The organism is Shimia sp. R10_1, assembly GCF_017744095.1.
Classification (GTDB): domain Bacteria; phylum Pseudomonadota; class Alphaproteobacteria; order Rhodobacterales; family Rhodobacteraceae; genus Shimia.
This window is the reverse complement of record NZ_JAGHQX010000006.1, coordinates 266100-282133: the sequence shown is the minus strand read 5'-3', so window position 1 is coordinate 282133 and position 16034 is coordinate 266100. Positions and strand designations below refer to the sequence as shown.

Sequence of the window (16034 nt, the reverse complement as noted above, 5' to 3'; positions counted from 1 at the left end):
GCGCGCAATATGTCAGAAAAAGATCCCTTCGATTTGCAGAGTTTTCTGCCCTATCTGCTCAATCAGGCGGCAGAGGAAAGCAGCCTTGGCTTTCAGAGGGTGTATAAAGATCGCTATGGCATGTTGCGCAGCGAGTGGCGGGTGCTGTTTCACCTTGGCATGTTTGGACAGATGACCGCGACAGAGATCGGCGCGCGTGCCAAGCTGCATAAAACCAAGGTGAGCCGCGCAGTGCAGCGGCTTTCGGAGCGGCGCTTTGTGCGGCGGGCGCGCAGCGAAGAGGACCGCCGTGTGGAGTGGCTCGAACTGTCACCGGCTGGCCAGAAAGCCTATGAAGATCTGCGAAGCGTGGCTGCACGATACGAGGCAGAGCTTCAGCGCAAGCTGTCTTCTGAAGAGGTTGCTGCCCTAAAGCGTATCCTCCCTAAGCTGGTGAGCGCTGGTAGCGGGGCTTAAAAGACTGCGGTGATTCGCACCTGGGCGCGCCTGTGGTGATGAGCATTTGCGGACAGTCACCCACATCCGCGCTGATTGTTTTTTCGATGGGCACAATCAGCCGCCCGCCTGCATCGATTTAAAGTTAATTTGAGCCAAATTTCTTGAGCTGGCGCGGTGGAATGTGTCAATTTCGTGGTGAGAATTTTAAGTGGTTGGGATTGCGATGGAACTCTTTGGAAAAATGAAGACTGTAGGTCTCGCAGCGGCTGCTTTCGCTGTAAGCGCGTCCTCTGCTTTTGCACAAAGTCATTCCGGTTGGCGATGGGACTGGAGCTGGTGGCAGCAGTTCTGGAACAACTATCAGGCCAGCCTGGGAAATTCTGGGGGCGGTGGGGCCTCCAACGCGGTGCCTGAAATTGATGCGGGTGCTGGCTTGCTGGCAGTGGCGGCCGTTTTGGCGACTTTGGCCTTAGCGTGGGAGCTGCGGCGGCGCAGCCGGACAGACGGCTAAACCTATTTGGGTTTTAAAATCTTTTGTAGGTGGGCGTTCAAATGAGCGCCCATTTTTCTGTGAGCAGCGCCATGATGGCAATCAGCGCATTGGCGATCATATGCGCTGCGATTGGATCTGCCAGTCGTTTGCGTTGCAGATAAAGACAGCCGAATGCAATGCCGGCCAAGGTGCCTGCGAGAATGCGATCATGCAGCAGACCAAAGAGGATGCTTGAGACGGTGACGGCGATCACCGTCCAGATCAAGCCATCGCGATTGAGGCGACGCAGTATGTAGCCCCGGAAAAACAGCTCTTCGATCAGAGGTACCAGGAGAATTGTGCCGATGAGGCGCAGGGCGATCCAGAGGGCGTCCGGCGCGGGTGTGTTGGAGGTGGCAGACTCAACTGGAGCTGTGACAATCCACAGAACGCCGATGGCACAGCCTGTCGCAATCGCGGTTTTGGAGGGCAGCGCACACCAGCCGCGCAGCGCAGGCAGAAAATACAGTAAGGCGGCAGCCATGAGGGCGGTGCGCAGCGGGTAGCCCTCTGCTGGGGTGGGCCAGAAGGCTGAGACAATCACGCCAGAAAGCATCATCACAATGAAGGGGATGATTTGTGCCGAAAGCGGATCGGCGCGCAGGGCGGCGCGTGGTTTGTGCGGGCGTGTTGTGCGATGTAGCCAGCGGGCCTGATGTGCGACCACCACCACACCAAGGGCGAGGGCGGTGAACATGAGCCAGCCCGCATAGGAATGAAATCCATTGAGAGCATGTTCAGGAGAGATGCGCGCGCCAATGATGATCAACACTGAGATGCGCAAAATGTTGAACAGCCAGCTGGTGAATACGGCCAGAGGATAGAGGATCAGCCAGAAGCGTTTTTGGCGCAGATCCGGGCGCATCAGCAGGGCATAGAACCCCATGAAAATCGTGATCAGGGCGATGCCTTCGACACCGGAGCACTGGCTGGCGATCTGGACGAAGAAGTCTTCGATGCCGATCACATAGATTGGCGGATCGACGCTGACCTGAAAGCCAAACAGGACAAGTGTGAGAAACACCAGAAAGAAGGTGAGGCTGCTGAGGGTCGACCATTCCCAAACGGGGCGGATCAGATTGGCGAGATCAGGCACCAAGAAACCCAGCAGCAGGGCAAAGGGCAGCAGGTAGCTGTCGCTGCGCATCCAGCTGCGCCAGCTTCTCAAGGGCGTCACCCAGAAAAGCCCGCCCAGTATGGTGAACAGGCTGCCCAGCCCCATAAATAGCAATGTTGGCAGGAAAGATTTGTTGATTTCATCGACGCCAAAGAGCGCGAGCGGTGCAAAAATCAGGGCAAGACCCGCAAAATGCACCCAGATCCATCGTGCGTTGCCCGGCGTGTCGCCTGTTGTCTTGGTAAGCGAGCGATAGGCGTCAGGGCGCAGCCAGAAATAAATTGCCATCACTGTAAGGATGGACAGACCGCGCGCGGTCATGGAGCGCACGGCGCGGCAAGCGGCTTCCACTTCGGTCAGGCGGCACTCGATGGAGGCCATGACCTGATAGGCGATGATGACCAGCAGCAGCTCTGCCACAGCCAGAGCAATCATGGCTGTGAGGCGGGCTGGGCGCGATGGCCCGGGGGACGATGCGAGATCCGGGCCAGTCATGCGTATTTAGAAGTCTATGGAGACGCCGGGCAGGTTGAGCGCCTTGATCAGGTCGCGCAGCTCTTGGCGGGCGGCGACATTGGAGATGTTGAGTTGTTTCACCCCGATATCGCGCAGATCGAGCAGGGTCAGGCCGCGCGGGAACAGCTCCCGGAACACCACACGCTCGTTAAAGCCCGGCGCGACGCGGAAGCCGATGCGTTTGGCCAGACGATCCAGCGCCTTGCCCATCTTTTCTTTGTTCACCATCTGCTGGGCACCCATGCGGTTGCGCATGACGATCCAGTCGATGGGTTTCAGCCCGGCCTGTGCGCGCAGTTGCCGCGCGTTCCAGACCATTTCGGAATAGACGGAAGGGCCGAGAATTTTCTCTGCGTCTTCGTTCACTTTCGCCAGCAGATCAAAGTCGACAAAACTGTCGTTGAGCGGTGTGACAAGCGTGTCCGCGAGGGAGTGCGCCACCTGACTGAGGCGGGTGTGAGAGCCGGGGCAGTCGATCAGGATAAAGTCGTTGTTTGCCTCCAGCATCGAAACCGCTGCGGAAAGACGCTGATCATAGATGTTTTCGCCTTCCTGAAGCGTCTCTGGATCGATCTCGGGCAGCTCGTGGTAGGTTGGGCCCGGAAGCGAGAGCCCTGCTTTTTCGCAGTAGCGCTGGCGGTTGGCGGCATAGCTGCCAAAGCTTTTCTGGCGCAGGTCGAGATCAAGCGCGCCCACACGGTGGCCCATGCGCGCCAGCGCGGTTGCGATGTGCATCGACAAGGTGGATTTGCCCGCGCCGCCCTTTTCGTTTCCGACAACGATGATATGTGCCATTCCGCTTGTCCCTGCTCGAAGTTTCAGTGCCGCGGCTCTTACGGTGCGGCCTTGTTAGTGTCTACTATATGTTGTGATTTTCCACAGGAAAAGTGCGTAGCATTGTTATGCATCGCGCCATTTTCCTGTTTCCAGCCCATTGAGTGACCACGTGCCGATCTGTGCGCGGATCAGGCGCAGGGTGGGGTGGCCGACGGCGGCGGTCATGCGACGGACCTGACGGTTGCGCCCTTCGCGGATTGTCAGCGCGATCCAGCAATCGGGCACGGATTTGCGAAAGCGCACCGGAGGGGTGCGGGGCCAGAGATTGGCGGGCGCATCAATGCGTTGCGCCTGTGCCGGGCGGGTGAGGCCGTCTTTCAGCTCCACCCCTTTGCGCAGCGCTTGGAGCGTGGCTTCATCTGGCTCGCCCTCCACCTGGACCCAATAGGTTTTTGCCATTTTGTGGCGTGGGTTGCTGATCTTGGCCTGCAGCTTGCCGTCATCGGTCAGCACCATAAGCCCCTCGCTGTCGCGGTCCAGCCGTCCGGCGGCATAGACTTTGGGCACGTCAATGAAATCAGAGAGCGTGCGCCGGGGGCTGCCCTCGGTTCCCTTGTCGGTGAATTGAGACAGCACATCATAGGGTTTGTTGAATAAGATCACGCGGGTCATGACCTCTCCTACACGGGCGGTGCTTGGGGTTGCAAGTTCGCTTGGCCTGCGGTTTTGTGCGCCGCAAGACTAAAGGCCGCAGTGCGAGGGGAAAGATCATGGATTTCAAAGATATGCAGCCAGAGACGGTGCTCGCGCAGGCCGGTGGGGCGATTGATCTGCAGAGCGGTGGCGTGGTGCCACCCATTCAGCCCGCGACGACGTATGCGCGCGATGAAGACTATAAGCTGCTCAATGAAAACAACCTGTACAGTCGCCCGCACAATGATGTGGTGCGTCAGGCCGAGGGGGTTCTGGCGCAGCTTGAGGGTGGGTCCGAAGCGTTGCTGTTCCCATCGGGCATGGCTGCGATTGCGGCGCTGTTTCGCACGGTGCCAACCGGGGGGCGGGTTGTGGTGCAATCAGGCATTTACTGGGGCACAACCAAGTGGATCCGTGAGTTCTGTGCCCGCCGCCAGATAGAGATTGCTGAGGTAGATGCCAGTGACGCCGCTGCGTTGCAGGCGGCCTGCGCAGTGGGACCTGCGCATTTGGTTTGGGTGGAGACACCTTCCAATCCCTGGCTGAAAGTTGTGGATATTGCGGCGGCGAAGGCGGCGGCGGCCAGCTGTGGCGCGCTCTTGGCGGTGGACAGCACGGCGGCGTCGCCGCTTTTGTCAAAACCTTTGGAATTTGGCGCAGATGTTGTGATGCATTCAACCACCAAAGTGATCAACGGCCATTCCGATGTTTTGGGCGGGGTGCTTGTGACGAAGGACGTCACCCCGGTTTGGGAAGAGATTGCCAATGATCGGGCCAGCGCGGGGGCGGTGATGGGGCCGTTTGAAGCCTGGCTTTTGCTGCGCGGCATGCGCACGCTGTCTGTGCGGGTTGACCGCATGGCCGAGAACGCGCTGAAGGTGGCGCGTTTTCTGGAAGATCATCCGAAGGTGGATGCGGTGTTGTTTCCGGGGCTGGAAAGCCATGCGCATTATGCGCTGGCGCAGACGCAGATGCCGGGTGGCGCTGGCTTTCTGATGTCCTTCCTTGTGAAAGGGGACAAAGCGACGGCGTTGCAGGTGGCGGGCAAGCTGAAGCTGTTTCATCGCGCCACTTCGTTGGGCGGGGTAGAGAGCCTTGTGGAGCATCGCCACACGATTGAATCCCACACCGGGATCCCGGAAACCTTGCTGCGCATTTCCGTTGGCATTGAAAGCGCCGAGGATCTGATTGCGGATCTGGGGCAAGCGTTGGGCCAGTGAAGTCGCCATGAGAAGCGCGCGGTAGCGGGGTGACGTTTGGGGGCGCGGCTGCGCCCCTTTTTATTTGCGCAAGTGATTTAAGTTTTAGTCACGACTTCTATGCGTAGCTGCTGTTCAGGAAACGGTTTCTTAATATGTCACAATGACTGTGGGCGCGGAACCTCCTGGGTTGAGTCCCAGAAAAACAGCGGAACAGAATCTTGAAGAAGCGCATCAGCAACCCGGATGACATCACTCCGGCCTATGAAGATCAGGGGTTGTTTAAGAAACCCAGCACCGAGCTGGTGATCAATCTGATTCCGAAGTTTGGCAAAAACACCCGTCACGATGTGATCATCAAGGGGTTGATGGAGAACGGTGTCGAGGTCGATGTGATCTTTGCCGGGCGGCGCAAACATCAGGCCGCAGAGCTGGTCACGCTTATGAAACGCAAGTGGGAAGAAGCCAACTACCGTGTTGTCAAAGGCAGCCCGCCCCCGAAACGCAAAAGCGTGCGCGTGCCAACACGTGTGCAAGGCAGCTGGCGCACACGCGTGATAGATGACGAACAAAATCTATATTGCGTTGAGCATCAACTTCTGGTGGCGCGCTGGGCGTATCACGGCTCCGGTGGCGAATTTTGCAGTTTTGGTGAACCGCCTTATGTGCAGCAACGCTTCAAAGAGTTTCTGGAGAAATCCCGCGAGTGAAAGCGGTGTATCCGCTATGGGTTGATTCCGCTCTCTGATGGCGGCTCTATGGGCGCAGACCATAGCCTTGGGAGCGCCGCAGAATGAAACTCGAATTCCACCACATCAATTTTGTCTCTCATGATGTGGACCGGCTCCATGATTTTTACACACGTGTCTTGGGCCTCGCGGATATTCCGCAAGAGGAGTTTCCGCGCACGGAGGCGGATGAGAACACCGGCTATGATGGCAAAATCCGGTTTGCCACAGATGGCGACATGCAGATGCACCTTGCGGAGCGGCGGCTGGACGTGGCCTTTGTGAATGGGCAGGTGATCAACCCCGTGGATCGCGGCCACATTGCCTTTCGAACCGATGATATCGCGGCCTTTCTGAAGGTTTTGGAAGACAACGACGTGCCGTACTCAGATTATGGCACGGCTTTTGCCAAGCAGTGGCATCAGGTGTTTTTCCTCGACCCGGAAGGCAACGTGATCGAGGTGCATCAGCAGGTTGCGTGATCGATCTGAATGAAGGTTCAGTTTCTGCGATCTGGCACTATACAGCGCGCAGTTGTGCAACTAGCGTGGCGCCATGACGGACCATCCCACTCTTGACAGCCGCTATAGCTGGATACGCCTCGCCATCACCCTGTTGATTGGCGTTTTCGCAAATGTTGGCATGTGGGCTGTGATCGTGGTGATGCCTTCTGTGCAGGCGGAGTTCGGTGTCGACCGGGCGGATGCGTCGATGCCCTATGTGCTGACGATGGTGGGTTTTGCGATTGGCAATTTTGCGATTGGCAAGGCCGTGGATCGTTGGGGGGTGACGCGCGCGTTGATTGGGGCGGCCATTCTCAGTGCGGTGAGCTATGGGCTGGCGGCGATCAGTGGCTCTGTCTGGATGCTGTCGCTTGTGCATTTCTTTCTTGGGTTTGGCACGGCGGTGGGCTTTGGCCCGCTGATTGCGGATGTGTCGCTGTGGTTTCAGCGGCGGCGCGGGATCGCTGTGGCGGTCGCGGCGAGTGGGAATTACCTGTCGGGTGCACTTTGGCCCGTGTTGCTGTCAGGCGTGCTGAGCGATCATGGCTGGCGTGCGGTGTTTCTGGTGCTGGCGGCACTGACGTTGGTGGCCGTGGTGCCGTTGGCGCTGTTGTTGCGCCCAAGGGTGCCGACGGACGCCTTGCTTGCGCAGGAGAATGCCGCCGTGGCGCGACAAGCGGGGGCGCCGATGAAACCAGCGCCTTTGATGTGGGTTCTGGGGCTTGCTGGGATTGGCTGCTGTGTAGCGATGAGCATGCCGCAGGTGCACATTGTGAGCTTCTGCGTGGATCTGGGCTATGGCTCGGAGGTGGGGGCAGAAATGCTCTCGCTGATGCTGCTTGGCGGTGTGTTTTCGCGTTTGGTGAGCGGACTTGTGGCGGATCGGCTTGGCGGGGTTTGGACGCTTCTGATCGGATCGGTTCTGCAGACTGCGGCGCTGTTTCTGTTTCTGCCGTTTGATGGGCTTGTCTCTCTTTACCTGATCAGCGCGGCGTTTGGCTTGGCGCAGGGGGGTATTGTGCCTGCCTATGCGCTGGTGGTGCGGGAATACATGCCTGCGCGAGAAGCGGGCACGCGGGTTGGCTTTGTCATGATGGCCACGATCATGGGCATGGCGCTGGGCGGTTGGATGTCTGGCTGGATCTATGACGTGAGCGGCAGCTATGAGCTGGCGTTTGTGAACGGCATCGCTTGGAATGCGCTTAATATTGCGATCATGGGGCTGATCCTGTTTCGGGTGCGGCGCGGACCGGGGGCTTTGGCCGCCGCATAGCGGCTGTTTCGATCACCACAGCTTGATGCAAACGTGATTGGTCGTGGCGTTGATTTGCGACGAATGTGAACGGTGAGAGCACGCGCGCACCACCGCTGCGCTGTGCGCATCAGGGTTTCACAGAGCATGGGGCGAACAAGGCCCGATGCAGGAAGGATCATTCATGGCGAAGCTGGGGTTTGAGATCTTTGGAGGTGCGCGTGACAGGTTGGTCGGCGCAGCTGCGAACGGCGCGATGGCGTTGACCTTACTGGGCGCGTTGGCCGCGCAGGGGGCAGACGCGTTGCCAGACCATGTGATCGCGGAGTTTGGCACGCCGCCAGCGATTCCCGAAGGACCGTTGTCTGAAGATGTGCAGGAGGCTGTAAGAGTGGCCTTTGTCGACAGCATGGCCCAAGGCGGCTGGGGGCGGGATCAGACAATTGCGTTGGGCGAAATCACCGCGTCTGGAGACCCGCGACTGGTGTGGATCATCAGCGATCTGATGCGCTTTGCCACGGGGCCAGAGTTCACTTCAGAGTTGGGAGGCGCGGCGGGCTCCTTGCTGGGCAAGGAGCTGCCAAACCATAATCACTGGGGCATTGTGACGGATCACCTGATTGCGTGGGATATTCCTGCGCCGCCAGACTATCTGGAAGCGAAGCGCGCGATTTTCACAGGCATCATTCCCGGCTGGGATCGCATTTTTGTTGAAGGGGATATCGACTGGCGGCATGTGTCCTGGGGGGGCGTGCTGATTGACGATCGCCCTTTTGACACCACGGATGATCCCTGCAACTGCATCCCGGCTGCGGACAACCCGGAGGTCAGCAGCGCCGAGGAGGCGCGTTGGCTGGCGGATGATGCTGTCGTGTTTGGGGTGGAAGTGAACGGGGAATACCGGGCCTATCCGCGCCGCATCATGGAAGTGCGTGAAATGGTGAATGACACGTTGGGCGGGCGTGATCTGGGCATACCTTATTGTACGCTATGCGGTGCGGCACAGGCCTATTTCACCGATCAGATGCCCCTCGGTGTAGAGCGCCCGGTGCTGCGGACCTCGGGTCTGCTGATCCGCTCTAACAAAGTGATGTATGACATCACCAGTGGCTCGGTGTTTGATACGTTTCTGGGCAAGGCTGTGACCGGCCCGCTGGCCAAACGTGGCATCCAACTGGAGCAAGCGAGTGTGGTGACTACAACCTGGGGCGCGTGGAAAGCCGCGCATCCAGAGACCACGGTGCTGGTGGAGGCGTTGGCGCTGGGCCGAGATTTTGATTTCCGCAATGGGCGTGATGCCGATGGGCCGATTTTCCCGGTTGGGGATGTGGATCCACGTCTGCCTGTGCATGAGGACATCATCGGGATTGTAACAGCGTCGGGCACGCCGGTGGCCTTCCAGCGCAGCGCAGCCTTTGTGGCGCTGAACGCAGGCAAAGAGGTCGCGGTGGAAAACGTGCGGCTGGCGCTTGATGCCGGCGGGATCAAGGCGGTGGACGCAAGCGGTGCTGATCTCGGCAGCCATCAGGCCTTCTGGTTTGCCTGGTCGCAGTTCCATCCAGACACAGAGCTGTGGAACGGGTGACGCTTTGTGACACGCAGATTTGCCTTATGAAAAGCCCCCATCAGCGTGACGGGGGCTTTTGTTTTGAAAATTAGCCGCGGCCGCGGTAAGGCGGCACGCCCTGATCGGGGATCCAGACGCCTTCGGGCATGGCGCCGGTTTGCCAGAACACATCAATCGGGATGCCGCCGCGTGGATACCAGTAGCCGCCGATGCGCAGCCATTGTGGCTCTAGGAAATCGGCCAGACGGCGGGCGATGGAGACGGTGCAATCTTCGTGAAACGCTCCGTGGTTGCGGAAGGAGCCGAGGAAAAGCTTCAGGGATTTGCTTTCCACCAGCCATTTGCCGGGCACATAGTCGATCACCAGATGGGCAAAATCGGGCTGGCCGGTCATTGGGCAGAGGGAGGTGAATTCCGGCGCGGTGAATCGTACGTTATAGGCCACATCGGCCTGTGGGTTTTCCACACGTTCCAGTTCAGCCTCTTCGGGGCTTGTTGGCATAACCGTTGCGCCACCGAGTTGTTTTAGGTTGCTGTAGATGTCTTCGCTCATCTTTGTTCTCCAACTATGGGCCATGGGCCCGAGGGGCGTTTTTAGACGCCGCGTTTGTTGCCCCAGACCATGACATGCAACTGTGGCAGCACGCGCGGGGCGAACCAGCCTGCCGCCACCACTTTGTCGATCAGCCATTCCAGCCGGGCGGTGGTTTCGGTGAGATCGACAGGCTTGTCAGGATCCACCATCAGATTGCCCGGCTGCAGATAGAGGGGCAGATCGGGAAAGCGGGCATGGGCGGCTTGTGCCCACGCAAAATCCGCATCATCAAAGATCACGATCTTCATGACGCTTTCCGGGCGAGTCCCGGCAGCCTCAAGGCAGCGCTCAAAGGCGGACCAGTCCACCTCTTCGCCGCTGGAGGGCGGTTTTGGGCTTAGGACCAGCGTATCAAGAGCTGCAAACCAAGGTTTGGCGATTGATCCCTGCGTTTCGCAGGCGAAGGTATAGCCCTCAGATTTGCCCAGTGCGATCAGCGGGGCAAAGTCATGAATGGCCGGGTTGCCGCCGGACAAAGACACGGTGATCGGGCGGTCGCCTGACAAGGCACGCACTTCCGTCATTACGGCTTCTGCGTCCATGGGGAGCCAGTCGTGGCGGTGCGCGCTGTCCACGGCATGCAGACTGTCACACCAGCTGCAGCGATAGTCACATCCGCCGGTGCGCACAAAGACCGTGGGCGCACCAATGAGCACGCCCTCACCTTGAATGGTGGGGCCAAAAATCTCAGCTATGCGCAGGGTCATGGGCGATACTCGGCCCATGTTTTGGGGGTTTCAGAGACTTTCACCATGCTGACTTCGTCCCAGCGGGATTTGCACCAGTCATAGAAATGTTTGGCGAGGTTTTCTGCCGTGGAGGGCACGTTGAGCAGATCGTTCAGATGGCGGTGATCGAAGTGGTCGTCGATGTAGGATTTGAGCGGTTTGAGCTCGTGATAATCCCGCACAAAGCCGTCGGTGTTCAGGTCTGCGCCGGCGAGTTCAACCACGACGATGTAGTTGTGGCCATGCAGGCGTGCGCATTGGTGATCGGCTGGCAGATGGGCGAGCTGGTGGGAGGCTGAGAAGTGAAACTCTTTGGAGATGCGAAACATCAGCTTGCCTCCCGCTCGGCCACGGCGGTGCGCCAGAAATCCGGATCCTCATAGGTGGTGGGGTCGCTGACGCCGGCAAGGTGAAAGGCCTCGCGCCGTTCTACGCAGGTGCCGCAGCGGCCGCAGTGATGCGTGCCGCCTTTGTAGCAGGACCATGTCAGCGCGAAAGGCGTGTTGGCGGTGGCCCCATCGGTGACGATGTCGGCTTTGCTGCGGTGGACAAACGGGGTGTGCAGGCGCACGTCGGCATAGCCTTCCAGCGCGGCCTGCTGCATGGCGTCAAAGGCTTCGGTGAAGCCGGGGCGACAATCGGGATAGATGAAGTGATCGCCACCGTGAACTGCGGTGGCCACGCGGCTGTCACCATTGGCTGCGGCAATGCCATAGGCGATGGTCAGCATGATGGCGTTGCGGTTGGGCACCACGGTGATGCGCATGGTTTCCTCAGCATAATGCCCATCTGGTACGTCCACATCCGCTTCGGTCAGGGCAGAGCCAGTGAGGGCTGCGCCAACCGCGCGCAGGTCGATGATGTGATGGGGCACGCCGAGGCGGTCTGCGCAGGCCGCAGCGGAGTCGAGCTCTTTGCGGTGGCGCTGGCCATAGTCAAAAGACACGAGTCGGGAGAGATTGCCTTCAGCTGCCACGATGTGAGCCAAAGACACGGAGTCCAGTCCGCCGGAGCAGACAACAGTTGTATTCATTTTTGTAACCCTTGTTTTGATGTACCGGGTAGGCTGCGACCGGTGCGCGCGGCTTTTAGAGCGGCGTGCGGGTAAAAGCAAGGGGGTGATGTTCACAGCCTTGTGGGGCAGGCTGTTGCCCAACAAAAAACGCCGCCCCGAGGGAGGCGGCGTTTTCTGAAACGTTGGTTGCCAAGCTTAGAAGCCCAGACCTTCGTATTTCTTTTTGAATTTGGACACGCGGCCACCGGCATCCATAAGACGGGTGGAGCCACCGTTCCATGCTGGGTGCACGGATGGGTCTACGTCCAGCGCCATGGTGTCGCCTTCTTTGCCCCAGGTGGAACGCATCTTGATGATGGTGCCGTCGGTCATTTTCACGTCGATGAAGTGGTAATCGGGATGGGTATCTTTTTTCATGAGACCACTCCTTACGCTTTTTTGGGCTTGTAGTTGGTGTCTTCTGCGATACGTGCGGATTTACCACGACGTGCGCGCAGATAGTACAGTTTGGCGCGACGTACACGACCACGACGCACAACGGTGATGCTGTCGATGTTGGTGGAGTACAGTGGGAACACACGTTCCACGCCTTCGCCAAAGGAAATCTTGCGAACAGTGAACGAGCCAGCGATGCCGGAGCCGTTTTTGCGGCTGATGCAGACGCCTTCGTAGTTCTGCACACGGGTGCGCGAACCTTCGGTCACTTTAAAGCCAACACGGATGGTGTCACCGGCTTTGAAATCGGGGATCTCTTTCCCCAGCGCAGCAATCTGCTCCGCTTCGAGCTGTGCGATCAGATCCATTGGATCATCTCCTATAATGCTTGTGGTTATATCCACAAAGGTTTGATGCACCTCAGAACTCTTGGTCTTCTTCCGGGTCCGCTATTTGCACAGCGCCCGCCAGAGGGTCAGGTCGTCTTTTCTTGTCTTTTGCGCCGCGCCTGTAGCCTAAGCCGAAGAAAGCAGAGGGTTGCACAATGCACAGCACGCCCAAACGACTCATGTAAGAGTCGTGGACGGGCGGTTCTTAGGGGATATTGTGCATTGGCGCAAGGGGAGAACGTGGCTGTTTATGTTTCTGGTGGCCTTGCTGCAAAGGCCAATTGCGGGTGTGTGCCGATAGATCGGGACGTTTTGTCATCGCGCTTGTGTGCGGTGGTGAAGCTGGGGTTAAGTGTCAGCATAAATGCGGTGAGGCATGGGTGGTGAGGCAGTGATGCGTTTGTTTGGGTTTTTGGTATTGGCCGCTGTTCTGCTGGGCTGCGCTCGCGCGCCTTATGAAGCGCCTGACCCCATTCGTGCGCGTGTGTCGTCAGATGGTGCGGCTGTGTCAGCCGAGGCCGCTCGCCTGAGGACTTTCCCCCGGTTTGGTGACGCAGATCCCGTGGATTGGGACAGGCGCCCGCCGCAGCGGCATCCGGTGCATGGTATTGATGTGTCGCGATGGCAGCAGAGCGTGGACTGGCGCGCGGCGCAGCGTGCGGGCGTGAGCTTTGCGTTTCTGAAGGCGACGGAAGGCGGTGATGTCGCGGATCCGATGTTTGACACGCACCGGCGCGGTGCTCAGGCGGCTGGTGTGCCCTGGGGGGCCTACCACTACTATTATTTCTGCCGCTCAGCGGAAAGTCAGGCGCGTTGGTTCATCCGCAATGTCCCACGTGGCGCGCCATTGCCGCATGTGCTGGATATGGAGTGGACGCCGCATTCCAAGACCTGCCGGCTGCGGCCTAATGGACGCACGGTGCGCAGCGAGGCGCGCAAGTTTCTTGATATGCTGGAGGCGCATTATGGGCGCCGACCTATCATATATACCACCGTGGACTTTCACCGTGACACTGGGATCGGCGCTTTGGCAGGGACGGAATTCTGGTTGCGCTCTGTTGCTGCGCATCCGCAGAAGACCTACCCCGGTGCGCGCTGGACGTTCTGGCAATACAGCGGCACGGGGCTCGTGCCGGGTATTGAAGGCGAAGTGGATCTCAACGTGTTCCGAGGCAGCCCGGAGGCCTGGGTGCGATGGAAGACGCCGTGACATGCAACTTTGAGATGTGGGCTGACCGTTTGTGAGGCGCGCTATACTTTGGCGTAGCTGATCGGGGCCGCGTTTCGCGGTTTCCTGAGGATATCCCACAACTCAGGAGGCGACGATGGTTCGTTCAACACTGTTTGCACTCTCTTTTTCTGCACTGGCTGCTTTTTCCGTATCTGAGGCTTACGCTTCGGCCACGGGAGGGCTTTCAAACAAGGAGCGGTATGCGCAGGCGGAGGCCCTGCGGCTCGGCACAGGTGCTGCGCAGGACAGCGCAGGCGCATTTGCGCTGATGTCCGATCTGGCAAGAGACGGCGACAGCCGAGCGCAGGCCCGACTGGCATATTATTACTTGAAAGGTATCGGCGTTGAGGCGGATCCTGCTGCGGCGGCGGTATGGTATGAGGCTGCGATTGACGCGGGGCGCGACAGCGCGCGCACAAGCTACGCCAAGTTGCTCGCTGCGCAGGGCGCTGGAGACGCGGCACTTGCGCAGTTGGATAAGGCTTCGGAGGCAGGGCTGGAGAAGGCGCAGGTGCTGCGTGCAACATACCACTACCAGGGCAAATTCGGCAGCGCCTCTGATGCCGCTTTCGGTCAAGCGCAACTGACAGATTTTGCCAAGTCTGGCAACACGGCCGCGATGCAGGTGGTTTTGGCGGCGATGCAAAAAGGGGCGTCGTTTGACGTGGATGCCGACCTTATGACGGCGCAGATGCTCGCCTTTGCGCGAGAGGATCAGGCCAAAGCTGGCGGCAAAGCGGCAGAAGCGCTCTTGCGCCTCTGGCGAGAGCAGACCGACGCGCAGTCGATCGCATTGCGGACAGAATTGGTTGCACATCCGAGCTTGCGCATGCGCGCCAAGGCGGAAGAAGGTCTGTTGCTGGCTCATGCGACACATGACCCGCGCGCGTTTCGAGGCGCAGCAGAAGAGATCATCGCGCAGACGTCGGGCGCAGATTTCAATCGCGCGGTCTATGTTGTGTCTCGGCTCGACAAAAATGCCTATGTGCATGTGCTTCAGGAAGAGTTGAAGCGGCGGGGATATGCGGTGGGACCGACCACCGGGATTTTCAACACACGGACAATGTGGACTGTGGTGGAGTTTTGCCAAGACACAGGCATTCAGGCGGAGTGCCGTCTTGGCCCACTGCGCGCCAAAGTTATCAAGGTCATCGTTGGGGAACTGGCCGAGATGACCCCGGGCGCGTAACTCCCTGTTCTCTCCCAGGGAGGGTGTGGTCTGTGCAGTGGGATGCACAGGCCACACTTTTTGCTGCTTTTGGGTTTGCTTAGGCCTTGCGCGCCGATTGTAGGCGCTCAGTCCTGGGTGTTCAGGAAGTCGACAATCGTTGGCACGAGATCTTCATGCAGTGGCAGTTCCGGATTGGTGTAGGTGGCAAAAGGATTGCCAGCGACGTCTTGTTTCAGGATATGGGTTCCGCCTGACAAATCGACGCGCGTTGCCGTTGGCAATGCCTCTGTCAGCAGGTCCGCGTCGTGCGGTTGCACTTGAATGTCGCGGTCGCCCTGTAGCACGAGAGCTGGGCCGGACCAGTTGTGCGCGAGTGCAAGCGGGTCATGTGAGAACAGATCCATCATGTATCTTTGAAGACTCGGGTTGAAGAGGCCATGCAAGGCAGGAGGGATGTCAGACAGCTGTCTGGATTGACCCTGTTCCAGATCGGCAACGATTGCTTTGGCATCTTCTAGAATGGCGCCATTTGCGGGATTGCGCTCCATCTGCTCTATCAGAAGCTCTCCAATCGGGCGCCCAGCTGCCGCCATGAGGATCACACCACACAGTCCCTCGGGTGCGGATTGGGCGGCATAAAGCGCAACCAGCCCGCCTTCTGAGTGGCCCGCCAGCCAGACGCAGGGGGCTTCTTGGCGCGCGCGGCCAACCCATTTGACCATGTCTTCTGCATAGGCTGCGATGGTCACGTCGTTTGGATCTGCTATGGCCTTTTCGCTGCCAAAGAAGCCACGCTTGTCCACGCGCAGGGCAGCAATGCCTTCTGCCGCCAGCGCCTCGGCGATTTGTTTGTAAAGATTGGTTTTTGATTGGAACGCAGGCATGTTGCCATCGCGGTCGATTGGGCCGGATCCCGGTATCACGATGATGATATTGTCTGCACTGTCGACAGTGATCAACTCGCCTTCAAGAGGGCCATCGGGGCCGGGAATTGAAATGGTCTCTGCCCAACCCGTACTGGTTAGGGCGAAAAGGGCGGCAGTGTTCAGGAAAAGGGCGCGAAGAAACGTCATGGCCAGTCCGTCGTAGTCCTTGAACAAAGCATGCTCTGTTCAAGGAGGTGTCTGTTCTGGCTGGCGTGGCAAAGC

At 58.9% G+C, this 16034-nt stretch carries 19 protein-coding genes; 9 read left to right on the top strand and 10 right to left on the bottom strand.

Annotation, left to right across the window (positions count from 1 at the left end):
• The first annotated feature begins 9 nt into the window (after positions 1-9).
• Both J7413_RS13590 and J7413_RS13585 read left to right on the top strand, forming a co-directional pair.
• Entirely contained in the window at positions 10-456 is a 447-nt protein-coding gene (locus J7413_RS13590; protein WP_209099043.1) for a MarR family transcriptional regulator, read from the top strand.
• Positions 457-679: 223 nt separating this feature from the next.
• The gene (locus J7413_RS13585; protein ID WP_247743516.1) at positions 680-949 is read left to right on the top strand and encodes a VPEID-CTERM sorting domain-containing protein; all 270 of its coding nucleotides are present in this window, start codon (positions 680-682) and stop codon (positions 947-949) included.
• Positions 950-986: 37 nt separating this feature from the next.
• On the opposite strand, the gene xrtE is transcribed toward J7413_RS13585, so the two are convergent.
• From xrtE to J7413_RS13570, 3 genes are all read right to left on the bottom strand, one after another.
• The gene (gene xrtE / locus J7413_RS13580) at positions 987-2582 is read right to left on the bottom strand and encodes an exosortase E/protease, VPEID-CTERM system (RefSeq protein ID WP_209099039.1); all 1596 of its coding nucleotides are present in this window, start codon (positions 2580-2582) and stop codon (positions 987-989) included.
• A 6-nt stretch (positions 2583-2588) separates the two neighbouring features.
• Positions 2589-3398 carry a division plane positioning ATPase MipZ gene (locus tag J7413_RS13575; RefSeq protein WP_209099037.1) on the bottom strand — a complete coding sequence of 270 codons (810 nt, stop codon included), beginning with the start codon at positions 3396-3398 and terminating at the stop codon, positions 2589-2591.
• 105 nt (positions 3399-3503) lie between these two features.
• Positions 3504-4052: a pseudouridine synthase gene (locus J7413_RS13570; RefSeq protein ID WP_209099035.1), complete on the bottom strand. Its 549-nt coding sequence runs from the start codon at positions 4050-4052 to the stop codon at positions 3504-3506.
• A gap of 98 nt (positions 4053-4150) precedes the next feature.
• Between J7413_RS13570 and J7413_RS13565 the strand changes: the two genes are divergently transcribed.
• The 5 genes from J7413_RS13565 to J7413_RS13545 all read left to right on the top strand — a co-directional run bounded on the left by J7413_RS13565 (position 4151) and on the right by J7413_RS13545 (position 9340).
• Entirely contained in the window at positions 4151-5293 is a 1143-nt protein-coding gene (locus tag J7413_RS13565; protein ID WP_209099033.1) for a PLP-dependent transferase, read from the top strand.
• Positions 5294-5493: 200 nt separating this feature from the next.
• The gene (locus J7413_RS13560) at positions 5494-5982 is read left to right on the top strand and encodes a hypothetical protein (protein ID WP_209099031.1); all 489 of its coding nucleotides are present in this window, start codon (positions 5494-5496) and stop codon (positions 5980-5982) included.
• 83 nt (positions 5983-6065) lie between these two features.
• Complete coding sequence (locus J7413_RS13555; protein ID WP_209099029.1) at positions 6066-6482, top strand: VOC family protein; 417 nt, start codon at positions 6066-6068, stop codon at positions 6480-6482.
• A gap of 73 nt (positions 6483-6555) precedes the next feature.
• Positions 6556-7776 (top strand): MFS transporter, encoded by a 1221-nt coding sequence (locus J7413_RS13550; protein WP_209099027.1) that lies wholly within the window; start codon positions 6556-6558, stop codon positions 7774-7776.
• A gap of 163 nt (positions 7777-7939) precedes the next feature.
• Complete coding sequence (locus J7413_RS13545) at positions 7940-9340, top strand: DUF3179 domain-containing (seleno)protein (RefSeq protein WP_247743515.1); 1401 nt, start codon at positions 7940-7942, stop codon at positions 9338-9340.
• Positions 9341-9410: 70 nt separating this feature from the next.
• On the opposite strand, the gene queF is transcribed toward J7413_RS13545, so the two are convergent.
• The 6 genes from queF to rplS form a co-directional block, all read right to left on the bottom strand.
• Positions 9411-9875 (bottom strand): preQ(1) synthase, encoded by a 465-nt coding sequence (queF, locus tag J7413_RS13540; RefSeq protein WP_209064104.1) that lies wholly within the window; start codon positions 9873-9875, stop codon positions 9411-9413.
• Positions 9876-9916: 41 nt separating this feature from the next.
• Positions 9917-10624, bottom strand: coding sequence for a 7-carboxy-7-deazaguanine synthase QueE (gene queE, locus J7413_RS13535; protein WP_209099025.1), 708 nt, complete (start codon positions 10622-10624; stop codon positions 9917-9919).
• Positions 10621-10974, bottom strand: a complete 354-nt coding sequence (queD, locus tag J7413_RS13530; RefSeq protein ID WP_209099023.1) for a 6-carboxytetrahydropterin synthase QueD — start codon at positions 10972-10974, stop codon at positions 10621-10623. The genes queE and queD overlap by 4 nt, the downstream gene beginning before the upstream one ends.
• Positions 10974-11678 (bottom strand): 7-cyano-7-deazaguanine synthase QueC, encoded by a 705-nt coding sequence (gene queC / locus J7413_RS13525; RefSeq protein WP_209099021.1) that lies wholly within the window; start codon positions 11676-11678, stop codon positions 10974-10976. The genes queD and queC overlap by 1 nt, the downstream gene beginning before the upstream one ends.
• 177 nt (positions 11679-11855) lie before the next feature.
• Positions 11856-12077: a 50S ribosomal protein L31 gene (gene rpmE / locus J7413_RS13520; RefSeq protein ID WP_058239645.1), complete on the bottom strand. Its 222-nt coding sequence runs from the start codon at positions 12075-12077 to the stop codon at positions 11856-11858.
• Between the two features lie 11 nt (positions 12078-12088).
• On the bottom strand, positions 12089-12463 hold the full coding sequence (gene rplS, locus J7413_RS13515) for a 50S ribosomal protein L19 (RefSeq protein ID WP_209064113.1): 375 nt from the start codon (positions 12461-12463) through the stop codon (positions 12089-12091).
• Between the two features lie 415 nt (positions 12464-12878).
• Between rplS and J7413_RS13510 the strand changes: the two genes are divergently transcribed.
• Together J7413_RS13510 and J7413_RS13505 are read left to right on the top strand one after the other, a co-directional pair.
• A complete protein-coding gene (locus J7413_RS13510; RefSeq protein WP_209099019.1) occupies positions 12879-13694 on the top strand; it encodes a GH25 family lysozyme in 816 nt (271 codons plus the stop codon).
• Positions 13695-13809: 115 nt separating this feature from the next.
• Positions 13810-14904 carry a peptidoglycan-binding protein gene (locus tag J7413_RS13505; RefSeq protein WP_209099017.1) on the top strand — a complete coding sequence of 365 codons (1095 nt, stop codon included), beginning with the start codon at positions 13810-13812 and terminating at the stop codon, positions 14902-14904.
• Between the two features lie 107 nt (positions 14905-15011).
• Here the strand turns inward: J7413_RS13505 and J7413_RS13500 are convergent, their stop codons facing one another.
• The gene (locus J7413_RS13500; RefSeq protein WP_209099015.1) at positions 15012-15959 is read right to left on the bottom strand and encodes an alpha/beta fold hydrolase; all 948 of its coding nucleotides are present in this window, start codon (positions 15957-15959) and stop codon (positions 15012-15014) included.
• Positions 15960-16034: the final 75 nt, after the last annotated feature.